We start from the raw sequence: 12,568 nt of genomic DNA, 5'->3' as shown, positions 1-12,568 counted from the left end.
GTGACCGCCGCCCACCATTGCCCGGCGGGGAGCGCGCTAGGCTGCGGGGATGACCGCCCCCCGCCCCGCCGCGCCGCTCGACCGTCCGCAGTCCCGATCAGTCCGGGCCGCCGGACTGGCCGCGCTGCTCCTGACCGGAGCGGCCCACGCGGCCAGCCCGCAGGCGCCCACCACCCCGGCCACCGTCACGGGCGCGACCTGCCCGGCCGACTGGCGTGACCTGGACCCGGCGGACCTGCGGGCCGCGCAGATCACGGCGACCCGCCTGACCTTCACGGACGTGCGCGGCACCGACAGCCGCGCCACGGCCCAGCGAGGCGCGCTGCTGCTGCAGGGCCCCGCGACCGGCGGGCGGCGTTGCAGTTACTTCGTGCCGCCCAGCGGCATGCCGGACCGCGTGACCCGCGGGTTCGTGCTGGACACGCAGGTGCGTGCCGTCCCGCCCACCACCGAACTCGGCGGAACCTGGGTGCGGGACGCGAACACCGGCCTGACCCTGACCCGCGCCGACAGCGGCCACTGGACCCTGACCGGCTCGCTGACCGCGGCGCTGCCGGACGGATCGGTCAGCAGCGCGAACCTGAACGGCCCGCTGCGGCACGACGCGAACCGCTGGACCTACCGTGACGGTCGCTGCGAGGCGCAACTACACGTCGTGGGGAACTGGCTGGTCGCCGCCGACAACGGACGCTGCGCCGCCCCCGACGTGACCTTCGGCGGCCTGTACCACCACGTCCGCTGAGGAAACCGCCAGCGGGGCAGCCCGTATCATACGGACTCCGATTGAATGGGCTGCAAAGACCGTTCAATCCGAGCGGATGCGAGTGGGAGAGAAACGGGTTCCGGACGTGGAGCTGACAATCCGGTGAAGTTCCGGATGGTCAGCGAAACAAACGGAACCCGTATCATCCCTGCATGCGTCTTTCCGAGCTGGCCGCCCACCTGAACGTTCCCGCCCCCACCGAGAATCCGGAGGTGACGGGCGTGACGCACAACGCCGACTGGGCCGCCCCCGGCTCCGCGTTCGTGGCGATCCGGGGGGCACGGTTCGACGGGCACAGCTTCCTGGAACGGGTCGCGGCAGCGGGCGCGGTGGCCGTGATCGGCGAGGGCCTGCCGGACGGCATGACCAGCCCCCTGCCGTATCTGCGCGTGTCGAGTGCCCGTGCCGCGCTGGCAGATGCGGCGGCCGCGCTGGCCGGGCATCCCAGCCGCGCGCTGCGGGTCGTGGGCGTGACCGGCACGGACGGCAAGACCACGACCAGCTGGATCACCCGGCACCTGCTGCGCGCCGCCGGACTGCGCACCGGCCTGCTGAGCACCGCAGGCTACGAACTGCCGGACGGGCAGCTGCGGCACTTCCCGGCGCACTTCACGACGCCCGAGGCCCCGCAGGTACAGGCCACCCTGGCCGAGATGGTCCGCTCGGGCGCGGACGCGGCGGTACTGGAGGCCAGCAGTCACGCCCTGGCACTGAACCGGGTGCGCGGCGTGAACTGGGACGTGGCCGTCTGGACGCACCTGAGCAGCGAACACCTGGACTTTCACGGCACGCTGGAGAACTACTTTGCCGACAAGCGCCGACTGATCGAGGCCGCGCCGTTCGCGGTGCTGAACGTGGACGACCCCTGGACGGCGCAGCTGCGCGGCGTGGCACCCGCCGAAACCACCTACTCCGCCGAGGGGCAGCACGCCGACTGGCGGGCCACGGACATCGAGGAACGCAGCACGGGCCTGCACTTTCATGTGATCAGTCCCCTGGGCGAGTTCGACGCGCACCTCCCCATGATCGGGCGCTTCAACGTGGCGAACGCCCTGGCCGCCATGGCCGCGAGCGCGCACCTGGGCGCTGGCCCGGAGGCGCTGATGGCAGGCCTCGCCTCGTTCCGGGGCGTGCCGGGCCGCATGGAACTCGTGCCGGACGGGCGCGGACGGCGCGTGGTCGTGGACTTCGCGCACACACCCGCCAGCCTCGACAAGGCGCTGAGCACCCTGCGCGCCACCACGTCCGGCCGACTGATCGTGGTGCTCGGCTCGGCCGGCGGCCCGCGCGACCCCGGCAAACGCGCCCCGCTGGGCGAGGTCGCCACCCGCGTCGCGGATCACGCGGTGTTCACCGAGGAGGACTGCCGCGACACGCCGCTGGCCGACATCCTGAATGAAATGGAACGCGGCGCCCGCGACGCCGGACACACCAACTTCCAGTCCATTCCCGACCGCCGCGAGGCCATCCTCGCCGCCATCGCCCACGCCCGGCCCGGCGACACGGTCCTGCTGGCCGGAAAGGGCCCCGAGGACACCCTGGAACGCGCCCACGAGACGATTCCCTGGAACGAGACGCAGGAAGCCGCAGACGCCCTGAAGCTGAGCTGACCGGGTGCCCAGCGGCATGGTATGAAGGCGGCATGCGTCCTCATCTGTGCGTCCTGACCCTGGCCCTGCTGGGCACCAGCGTGGCAGCCCCCACCCCGTACTCGCTGCCCGTGAACCTGAACGCCCTGAAGTCGCCGCTGGTCAGCGGGAAGGCCGACCTGGGCCTGGACCCACTGAACGCTGCGCAGCGCTCGGCGCTGTCCCGCAACGGCTTCGTGATCACCCCCGCGCAGTGGCGGCAGTTCGACGCCGTGTACGAGGCGACCCGCTACGCAGAGCAGCCGGTGTTCGTCACGTCGGACGCCACGTTGCACGTGTACCACCTGATCTTCGGGAAGCTGCTGCGCGACCTGGAACGCGAGTCCCTGGCCCCGGCCGCGCGCCGCCTGACCGCGCTGCTGGTGGCGGACTCCCGCCGGCAACTGACGGCGCTGAAGGGCACCCCGCTGGAGGCCGACGCCCGGCTGACGCTGGCGTATCTGGCCGTGGCGCAGAAACTGGCGGACCCGGCCGTGACCCCGCCCGCCGAGGTCGCGGCCCTGGTGGCGGCGGAACTGAAACTCATCGACGCGCACCAGGGTATCGCCGGTTCCCCCATCTTCAGCGGCAGCGGGCTGCGGGAGGATTACTCGCAGTACGTGCCGCGCGGACACTACACCCGGAGCGAGGCGCTGAAACGGTACTTCCGGACCATGATGTGGCTGGGCCGCATGAACCTGCGGGTGGAGAAGGCCAGCGAGACGCGCGTGGCCGGACTGCTGACTGCCCTGATGGGCGCAAACGCCGAGGCCCAGACCCTCTGGGCGCGCATCTACGACCCGACCGCGCTGCTCGTGGGCCGCAGCGACGACCTGAACTACCGGCAGTACGCGCAGGCCCTGAAAGCGGCGGCGGGCGGACAGGTGCGCCGACTGGCGGAACCGGCCGTCCTGAAGGCCTTCCAGGCCGAGCTACGTAAACTGCCGCCCCCGCAGGTGAACAGCGCCGTGGTGATCGCCAAACCCGGCGAGGGCCGCGAGGTGCGCGACGCGCAGACCCTCGGCTTCCGGCTGATGGGGCAGCGCTTCACGCTGGACGGCGCGGCCTTCCAGCGCCTCGTGTACCGCGAGGTGGGCACCGACACGCAGCCGCGCCTGCTGCCCAGCGGCCTTGACCTGCTGGCCGTGCTGGGCAGCGACGCCGCGCTGAACGAACTGCGCCGCACCGGGCAGACGAAGTACGCGAACTACGACGCGAACATGGCGAAACTCCGCGCGAATTTCGCCGCGCTGAAACCCGCCGACTGGACCGCGAACGTGTACTCCGGCTGGCTGTACGCCCTCCAGGCCCTCGCCAGGCCCGAACCGCGCGACGCACGCTACCCGGCGTTCATGCGCACGCCCGCCTGGACGCGCAAGGAGATGCTGACCGCCCTGGGCTCCTGGACGGAACTGCGCCACGACACGATCCTGTACGCCAAGCAGACCATGGCGGAACTGGGCGGAGGCGGGGCACCCCAGAGTCCACGCGGGTACGTGGAACCCAACCCGGCCCTCTGGGCGCGCCTCCAGACCCTGGAAACCCTGACCCGGCGCGTGCTGAAGGAGCAGGACGTCCTGTCGGAACGCACCGCGCGGAGCCTCGACTCGCTGCGCGACATGCTGGCCTTCCTGAGCGCCGCGACCGCAAAACAGCTGGCGGGCACCCCCCTGACCCGCGACGAGTACGACCGCATCCATTACTTCGGCGGGTGGCTGGAGGAGATGAAACTGGCCAGCGCCGACCCGAAAGACGGCGAGAACGCCAGCGAGTTCGACGAGGACACCATGGCCGCCGTCGTCGCGGACGTCGCCACCGGCGTTGATAGGACGGGAAATACCGTCGCCCTGGAGGAAGGGACCGGCTTCGTCCACGAGCTGTACGCCGTCGTGCCCGACGGTCGCGGCGGCCTTCAGGTCGCGCGGGGCGGCGTGTACTCGCAGTACGAGTTCACGGTGCCCGTCTCGGGTCGCCTGACGGACGAGGCGTGGCGCGCGCAGCTCCAGCAGGGCAAGGTGCCGCCCGCGCACCCCTGGCTGGACGGCGTGCTGGTGAAGTGAGGATCGCCATCTGCGCCCTGCTGGCGGGTCTGCTGCTCACGTCGGGCGGGCGGGAGGCACCGCCAGCTGGGCCGCCGTCCGGGCCGGTCACGCTGGCCCTGGCCGGTGACCTGAGCCTCGCGCGCGGCGTGGCGCAGGCGAACGCCGCCGACTGGCCCGGCACGCTGCGGGCGGTCGCGCCGCCCCTGCGCGCCGATCTGGTGGCCGCGAACCTGGAATCCCCCCTGACGGACGCGCCGCGCAGGACGCCGGGCATCGACCTGCGCGCCCCGCCCGGCGCGGCAGCCGCCCTGTGGCCCCTCACGCATCTGGGCGTGCTGAACAACCACAGCCGGGACGCCGGACCGGCCGGGGAGGTGCAGTCGCAGGGCACGCTCCGCCGCGCCGGGCTGACTCCCGTCACCTCCACCCAGGTCGTCCACGTGGTGCGGGGGCAGCGGATCGCGCTGCTGGCGTGGCTGGACGACCGCGCCGCCCCCCTGCCGCTGTCAGCGGTACGCGCGGCGGCGCGGCAGGCGGACACCGTGATCGTCCTGGCCCACTGGGGCGAGGAGTACGGCCTGACCACCGCCCGGCAGCGGACGCAGGCGCGGGCGCTGGTGGCGGCAGGTGCGACCGTGATCGCCGGGAGCGGCCCGCACGTCCTCCAGGGCCACGAGGTCCTGACCGGACCACGCGGGGCGGCGCTGGTGCTGTACAGCCTGGGCAACCTGCTGTTCGACCAGCCGTTCCCGGCGGCGCAGCTCGGCGCGGTGGTGCGCGTGCCGCTGCCGGACGTAGCCCGCGCCTGCGCGGCCCCCACCCGCACCCGCGCGGGCCGCGTGACCCCCGCCACCGGGGCGCAGCGGACACAGGCGCTGACCCGGCTGGGCCTCCCCGCCTGCCCGGAGGTCCGGTGAGAGTCCTGTTCACGTCCCTGCTGCTGCTGGGCAGCGCACTGGCGGGCGGCAGCGAGGGACTGTGGCGCAGCCTCACTCCGGCGGGCACGTGGACGCCCAGCCCCGCCCGGCGCGTCCCACCCCCCTGCCCGGCCCTGACCCTGCCCCCGACCTGGGAGGTGCGCAGCAGCGTCCTGGCCGACGTGACCGGCGACGGCGCCCCCGAGTGCGTGCTGGCTGTCTGGCGACCCTGGCGCGACTGGCGCACCGCCCGCTGGACCGCGCACCCCACGCCCATCCAGGGCAACCGCGACGCGCGCGGTTACAGCAGCCACGTCGCTGTGCTGCGCCCCCTGGGCGGCGGCCGGTACCGGGAGGTCTGGGTGGGCAGCGCCCTGTTCCAGCCGGTCGCGGCACTGACTGTGCTGCCCGGCGGGACGCTCGCCACGCTGGAAACCACCTACGCCGCCCCCGGCGCACCCGCCCGCGCGCTGAGCCTGTGGCACTGGACCGGCTTCGGGTTCCGGCTGGACCGCCGCGCCCTTACCGTGGCCCGCGAGGTGCAGCCCGACGCGCGGGGCCGCCCCGCTGTCCGGTAACGCCGGGCCATCCGGCGGCGCAGGCCTGCCCGGAAACCCGGCATGATGGGGTATGCGACCCCTGTGCCTGCTGCTTGCCGCCTCGCTGCTGACCGCGCACGCCGCGCAGGTGCCGGTCCCGACGCCCACGGGCGGCATTCCCGCCGGGGCGACCGTCGCGCGGCACGAGGGTCCGGACCTGACCGTGCAGACCACCGCGCCCGCACGGGAGGGCCTGCTGAGCGGCCTGCGCGTCACATCCGGACCGGTCACGCGGACCTTCCCGGCGTGGCGCACGCTGAGCAACCCCACCTTCTGGCCGGGCCTGAGCGTCACCGACCTGAACGGCGACGCCCGGCCCGAGGTGCTCGTGACCCTGATGACCGACGAGGGCACCGGCGTGGCCGTGTACGACGCCCGCGTCCTGACCCTGCCGGACCTGCGCGAGTGGCCCGTCACGCCGCCCCTGCTGTACCTGCGCCAGCAGGTCCGCTTCGGCACGGGCAGCCTGACCCTGCCGGACCGCAGCGTGAAACTGCCCGCGCGGCCCGGCGTGCCCCGCACCGAGGCGGCCCGCATCGGCGATCAGGTGCGCTGGACCGTGCAGGGCGGCCAGCTGACGGCACTGGTCGAGGTGCAGCGCGACTGGGCGTTCACGGGCCGCCTGCTCCTAACCTACCGCGCGCAGGCCGGGCGACTGATCCCCGACCAGATCCGCTTCGACCCCACCCCGCTGAACGATGGCCCGCTGGCGTAGGCACTGGCCTACGCCACTGCATACGCCACTGGGCGGATGCCCGCCCCCCCATCCGCGCGGCACACTCACGACGACCCGATTCAGGGAGAGGAGGCGACCATGCCCGCAGGAACACCCCGCACAGCTCCATTCAGCACAACCACACCCAGTACGCCCGACGCCCTGGACGGCGATCCCGGCGACCGGACACCCATCCCCGCAGACCCCACCCCCCGAGGCGAAGTCGCCTCCGCGCCCATCTGAAAGAGAGAGACCCCATGAACGGCAAACACCTCGTGAAACTCGGCCTGGAAAAGAAAGCCATCGCCCTCGCCCAGACCGCCGCCACCACCCGCGAAACCGCCGGACTGAGCCGCGACGACATCCTGAGCGAACTGCGCGCCGTGCAGGCCACCCCCGCCGCGTACGCCACGGGCGGCGTGTACGCCCCGCTGGCCGCCGAACTCCTGGCGCAGCAGGCTGTCCGTGACGCCCGCCGGGGCAGCGACCTGCGCCCCGCACCCCTCCCCTACCCCACCTGGGGCGCGGACCTGATCGACCTCGGCGCGCACCGCCAGATGGACATCGCCATGCGCCTCCCGGTCAGCCGCGCCGGTGCCCTGATGCCCGACGCGCACGTCGGCTACGGCCTCCCCATCGGCGGGGTGCTGGCCACCGAGAACGCCGTCATTCCCTACGGCGTCGGCGTGGACATCGGCTGCTCCATGATGCTGTCCATCCTGCCCATCCAGCCGGGCGCGCTGCGGACCGAGGAAGCCACCACCCTGCTGCTCAAGCACACCCGCTTCGGCGCGGGCGTCGCCTTCGAGAAACGCGACCGCCAGGACCACGAAGTCCTCCACGAAAGCGCCTGGGACGACCAGCCCATCCTCCAGCACCTGTACGACAAGGCCGCCACGCAGATCGGCACCAGCGGCAGCGGCAACCACTTCGCCGAATTCGGCACCCTCACCCTCCCCCACGCCGACCTCGGCCTCGCCGCCGGACAGTACCTCGCGCTACTCACCCACAGCGGCAGCCGAGGCTTCGGCGCGCAGGTCGCCGGACACTTCACTGGCCTCGCCGAACGTCACCACCCCACCCTCGCCCCCGAAGCCAAGAAACTCGCGTGGCTCCCCCTCGACCACGAAGACGGACAGGCGTACTGGCAGGCCATGAACCTCGCCGGCCGCTACGCCCTCGCCAACCACCACCTCATCCACGCCCGCCTCGCCCGCGCCCTGAACGTCACCCCCCTCACGCAAATCAGCAACAGCCACAACCTCGCCTGGAAACAAAACGTGAACGGCCAGAACCTCATCGTCCACCGTAAAGGCGCCACCCCCGCTGCCCCCGGACAACTCGGCCTGATCCCCGGTAGCATGGCCGACCCCGGCTACGTGGTCCGCGGCCTCGGCCACGAAGGCGCCCTGCAAAGCGCCAGCCACGGCGCCGGCCGCCAGCTCGGACGCAAAGCTGCCATCGGCGCCCTCGCCAAGAAAGACGTCCAGGCGTACCTCACCGGGCGCGGCGTCACCCTCATCGGCGGCGGCATCGACGAAGCCCCCCAGGCCTACAAACGCATCGAGGACGTCATCGCCCGGCAGGAAGACCTCGTGAACGTCGTGGCCAGCTTCCAGCCCCGCGTTGTCCGGATGGATACCGGGAGTGAGGACATCTAGCAGTTGGATTGGTTGCGCCTGACGGCGGGCCTCCCGTGTGCTTCCCCACCCCCCAGCCCCCTACCCCAGGGGGGCAGGGGGAGCTTACGTTGGCACTGTGCAGGTATTTCGCGGGTTTTTTGGGAGAGCATTGGGCGGGTACGGCCACGTCCTAGACGCCATCCTTCGCGCCAGCGCCGTTCGCCCCGCGCGCTGCGCGCACGACGGGCCGCGTTGCCACGACGCCGGGCGGGCCAGCCCACTTGGTGCGAGCGAGAAGGTTCTACTTTTTGGGCTGTTGCCAAAGCCGGGTTTCAAAGTCGATCAGCAGGATTCAACCCGTTGCGCGGCCAGTTTCCGCAGACTGCCACCGGCCGTCGTGCGCGCAGCGCGCGGGCCTTGCGCGGGGGCGGCAGGATGGCGTCGAAGCCAGACACGTCAGCGCCCGTTACAGGTGCGCCTCATCAGTAAAATCTCTTGCCGAGCGCAGCGACTGCTCCCCCTGCCCCCCTGGGGTAGGGGGCTGGGGGTGGGGAGGCCCGCCGCCAGGCGCCCCCCCCGACACGTCAATTCCGAACAGTCGCCAGCAGAGATTCTAGCCCCCCCTCGTACCCGTCGACCCGCCCCCATTCGGGCAGGAACGCCTGGGTGCGGGTGACTTCGTTGGGAACGACGACGACGTGCAGTCCGGCGGCGGCGGCGGCGGTGGCTCCGTTGAGGCTGTCTTCGACGGCGAGGCACTGGTGGGGTTTCAGGCCGAGTCGGTGGACGGCGAGGGTGTAGAGCTCGGGGTCGGGTTTGACGCGGGTGACGTCGTCGCGGGTGGCGAGGGTTTCGAAGTGGCCGAGGAGGTCGTGTTGTTCGAGCCAGCGGGTGACCCAGGCGCGGTCGCTGCTGGTGGCGAGGGCGAGGCGGAGGCCGGCGGGTCGGATGGCGTTCAGGACGTTTCGGACGCCGGGGCGGAGGTCGGCGGCCTGGATGTCGGCGTGGATGGTTTCGAGGAGTTGGGCGTGGATGGCCTGACGGTTTTGCTGGACGTGGTCGGGGAGGCCGGCCCAGGGGTCGAAGGCGTCCCAGGTGCCGATGCCGCGTTGCCATTCTTGAAGGGGGAGTTCGCGGTTGTGGTCGCGGTAGAGGGCCTGCCAGCGGCGGAATTCGTGGGTTTCGGTGTCGAGGATGGTGCCGTCGAAGTCGAAGATTACGGCCTGGATGGGGTGCATGGGGTCAGTGTAGGGGGTGGGCGGGTGGGGTGGAATTCACTTTTGGTGGAGGCATGTGGGGGCGGGAGCGGGTAGGGTGGGTGGTATGGCCGAGTGGGTACAGGGATTGATGGACAGCATGGGGTACGTGGGGATTCTGCTTCTAATGGTGCTGGAGAACGTGTTTCCGCCGATTCCGAGTGAGCTGATCATGCCGTCGGCGGGGTTCGCGGCGGCGCGTGGGGATATGAATCTGGCGGTGGTGATCCTGATGGGGACGCTGGGGAGTGTGATCGGGACGTTGCCGCTGTATTACGTGGGGCGGGCGTTTGGTGAGGAGCGTCTGGTGGCGTGGGCGGATAAGCATGGGAAGTGGTTGACGTTGCGTGGGAAGGACATCCGGAAGGCGGATGATTGGTTTGATCGGCATGGGCCGAAGGCGGTGTTGTTCGGGCGGATGGTGCCGGGCATCCGGTCGCTGCTGAGTCTGCCGGCGGGGATGAGTGAGATGCCGATGGGGACGTTCCTGCTGTTCAGTGCGATCGGTTCGGCGTTGTGGTCGGCGTTGCTGGCGGGGGCGGGGTTCGCGCTGGGTGAGAATTACGACCGGGTGGAGCAGTATGTGGGGCCGGCCAGCAAGATCATTCTGGGTCTGCTGGCGGTGGCGGCGGTGGCGTGGTTCCTGCGCCGCAAGCGCGAGCAGGAGCACGCCGAGGTGTGATGGCTGTGGGTTGTGGGAAGAAGGAGGGGTGAAGCGCACAGGCCGTCACCCCTCCTCTGTTGCTGTTCCCACTGCCGACACCCCACTCCCCACAACCCTTGTCAGTGTTCGAGGCGGATGCGGGGCAGGCGTTTGTCGAGCCAGGCGGGCAGCCACCAGTTCCAGCGTCCGGCGAGTTTGAGGAAGGCGGGCACCAGCACGAGGCGCACGAGGGTGGCGTCGAGGGCGACGGCGACGGCGAGGCCCAGGCCGATGCTCTTGCTGGCGACGACGCGGCCGAAGGTGAAGGCGGCGAAGACGATGAACATGATGATGGCCGCCGAGGTGATGATGCGGGCGGTGTGGCCGACGGCGCGGACGACAGCCTCGTCGTTGGTGTGTCCGGCGAGGTATTCCTCCTGGACGCGGGAGAGCAGGAAGATCTCGTAGTCCATGCTGAGGCCGAACATGATGGCGAACAGCAGCACCGGGAGGCTGGCGTCGAGCACGCCGACGTCGGCGGGAATGCCGAGCGGGCCGGCCAGGAAGCCGTCCTGGACGATCAGGGTGACGACGCCGACGGCTGCCCCGACGGTCAGGGCATTCATGAGGATGCTTTTCAGGGGGATCAGGATGCTGCGGAAGGCGACCATCAGCAGCAGGAAGGTGCCAGTGAACACGGCCAGGATGACGGTGGGCAGGGAGCCGGTGATGGCGCGGCTGAATTCCTCGCCGCCGACGGGGGCGCCGCCGAGCAGGTAGGTGTAGCCGCTGGCCTGGATGGTCTCGCGGATCTGCCGCTCGAAGGCGGGGATGTCGCGGGCGGGGAGGTTGCGGTCGGGGACGACGGTGACGCGCAGCAGGGTGCGGTCGCGGCTGAACGAGCGGGTGGTGAGGGCGCTGACGGCGGCGAGGGCGTCGGCGTTGTCGCCACCGGCCGCCTGGAGGTCCTGCGGGGTCAGGAAGGGGCTCAGGACGCCCTGAACGCCGGGCAGGGCGCGCAGGTCGGTCACGAGGGCCTGGAAGGGCGCGCGGTCGTCGGGGCCGTAGCGCTCTCCTTTCAGGTCGAGGATGACCTCGAACTGGCTGAGCAGGCCGCCGGCACCGAGGGTCTCGACGTCTTTCAGGGCGTCGCGGCTTTCCACGCCGGGGGTCAGGCCCCACGCGCCGGCGTACCCGGTGCGGATGTTCAGGGCGGGGGCGGCGAGCAGCAGCAGCAGGGCGGCGCTGCCGAGTACGGCGGCCCAGGGGCGGGCGGTGACGCGCCGCGCGAAGGCGGTCCAGCCGGCCGAGGCGGCGCCGCTCTGCGCCCAGGTGAAGTTCAGGAGGCGGGGGCTGTTCACGCGGTCGCCGAGCAGGGCCAGCATGGCGGGCAGCGCGGTGAGGCTGGCGAGCACGGTGAGCAGGACGGCCAGGACGCCGCCGATGCCGATGGAGCGCACGAAGGCGATGGGCGGGAGGATCAGGCCGGCCATGGCGATGGCGACGGTCAGGCCGCTGAAGGCGACGCTGCGGCCGGCGGTCTGGACGGTGCGGTCGGCGGCGCGGCGCGGGTCGGGGGTGCGGGTCAGTTCCTCGCGGAAGCGGTTGACCATCAGCAGGGCGTAGTCGATGCCGGCGCCCAGGCCGAGCATGGTGATGACGCTCTGCGCGAAGGTGCTGACGGGCATCAGGTGGGTCAGGCCGTACAGGGCGGCCATGGCGACGCTGATGCTGAGGACGCCGACGGCGAGTGGCAGGCCGGTGGCGACGAGCGCGCCGAACACCACGAGCAGCAGCGCGCCGATCAGGGGCAGGGCGACGAGTTCGCTGCGTTTGGTGTCGCTCTCGGCGTAGTAGGTGAAGTCGTCGGCGATGGCCTGTCCGCCGGTCACGCGGATGTCCAGGGCGGGGCTGTCCTGCGTGGCGGCGTACTCGCGCACGCGGCGCAGGGCGTCGCTGGCGCCGTCGAGCAGGGGGATCTGGGCGAGCGTCAGGGCCAGGGTGCCGTCCTCGGAGCGGGTGCGGTAGGGGCCGCTGCCCTGCGCGGCGGTGACGCGGGTGACGCCGGGCACGTCGTCCAGGCCGTCCAGGAAGCGCTGGTAGGCGGCGTCGCCGTCGGGGGTGCCGAGGGCCGGGGCGCTGCGGGTGACCAGGATGACGGTGTTGGTGTCGGTCTCGCCGAAGCGGTCGCGCAGGGCGTCGGTGACCAGCGTGGATTCGGAGGTGGTCAGGCCGCTGGCCGGGTCGGCGTTCAGGGCGGCGGGGGCGCGGGCGGCGAAGGGCACGCTGAGTGCGGCGGCGATCAGCCACGCGATCAGGACGGCCCAGGGGTGGTGGGAGACGAGTCGGCCGAGGGTCCGCATGGGTCCGAGTAGATCACGGG

10 protein-coding genes are annotated in these 12,568 nt (G+C 71.7%); 8 read left to right on the top strand and 2 right to left on the bottom strand.

Annotated elements, in window-relative coordinates:
• Positions 1-49: 49 nt before the first annotated feature.
• The 7 genes from BXU09_RS07845 (at position 50) to BXU09_RS07815 (ending at position 8,325) form a co-directional block, all read left to right on the top strand.
• On the top strand, positions 50-742 hold the full coding sequence (locus BXU09_RS07845; RefSeq protein WP_078301685.1) for a hypothetical protein: 693 nt from the start codon (positions 50-52) through the stop codon (positions 740-742).
• A 173-nt stretch (positions 743-915) separates the two neighbouring features.
• On the top strand, positions 916-2,373 hold the full coding sequence (locus tag BXU09_RS07840; RefSeq protein WP_078301683.1) for a UDP-N-acetylmuramoyl-L-alanyl-D-glutamate--2,6-diaminopimelate ligase: 1,458 nt from the start codon (positions 916-918) through the stop codon (positions 2,371-2,373).
• A gap of 32 nt (positions 2,374-2,405) precedes the next feature.
• The gene (locus BXU09_RS07835; RefSeq protein WP_078301682.1) at positions 2,406-4,451 is read left to right on the top strand and encodes a DUF3160 domain-containing protein; all 2,046 of its coding nucleotides are present in this window, start codon (positions 2,406-2,408) and stop codon (positions 4,449-4,451) included.
• Positions 4,448-5,350, top strand: a complete 903-nt coding sequence (locus BXU09_RS07830) for a CapA family protein (RefSeq protein WP_078301680.1) — start codon at positions 4,448-4,450, stop codon at positions 5,348-5,350. Before BXU09_RS07835 ends, BXU09_RS07830 begins: the two co-directional genes overlap by 4 nt.
• Positions 5,347-5,928 carry a hypothetical protein gene (locus BXU09_RS07825; protein WP_078301678.1) on the top strand — a complete coding sequence of 194 codons (582 nt, stop codon included), beginning with the start codon at positions 5,347-5,349 and terminating at the stop codon, positions 5,926-5,928. Before BXU09_RS07830 ends, BXU09_RS07825 begins: the two co-directional genes overlap by 4 nt.
• A gap of 52 nt (positions 5,929-5,980) precedes the next feature.
• Positions 5,981-6,664: a hypothetical protein gene (locus BXU09_RS07820; protein WP_078301677.1), complete on the top strand. Its 684-nt coding sequence runs from the start codon at positions 5,981-5,983 to the stop codon at positions 6,662-6,664.
• Positions 6,665-6,921: 257 nt separating this feature from the next.
• Positions 6,922-8,325, top strand: coding sequence for an RtcB family protein (locus BXU09_RS07815; RefSeq protein ID WP_078301675.1), 1,404 nt, complete (start codon positions 6,922-6,924; stop codon positions 8,323-8,325).
• 545 nt (positions 8,326-8,870) lie between these two features.
• Here the strand turns inward: BXU09_RS07815 and BXU09_RS07810 are convergent.
• The gene (locus BXU09_RS07810; protein WP_078301673.1) at positions 8,871-9,524 is read right to left on the bottom strand and encodes an HAD family hydrolase; all 654 of its coding nucleotides are present in this window, start codon (positions 9,522-9,524) and stop codon (positions 8,871-8,873) included.
• Between the two features lie 85 nt (positions 9,525-9,609).
• On the opposite strand from BXU09_RS07810, the gene BXU09_RS07805 reads away from it, so the two are divergent.
• Positions 9,610-10,224, top strand: coding sequence for a DedA family protein (locus BXU09_RS07805; RefSeq protein WP_078301671.1), 615 nt, complete (start codon positions 9,610-9,612; stop codon positions 10,222-10,224).
• Positions 10,225-10,325: 101 nt separating this feature from the next.
• Here the strand turns inward: BXU09_RS07805 and BXU09_RS07800 are convergent, their stop codons facing one another.
• The gene (locus tag BXU09_RS07800) at positions 10,326-12,548 is read right to left on the bottom strand and encodes an MMPL family transporter (protein WP_078301669.1); all 2,223 of its coding nucleotides are present in this window, start codon (positions 12,546-12,548) and stop codon (positions 10,326-10,328) included.
• Between the last annotated feature and the right edge of the window lie 20 nt (positions 12,549-12,568).

This window comes from Deinococcus sp. LM3 (genome assembly GCF_002017875.1).
GTDB lineage: Bacteria > Deinococcota > Deinococci > Deinococcales > Deinococcaceae > Deinococcus.
The sequence above is the reverse complement of the archived record's forward strand: the minus strand, read 5'-3'. Positions and strand labels throughout refer to the sequence as shown.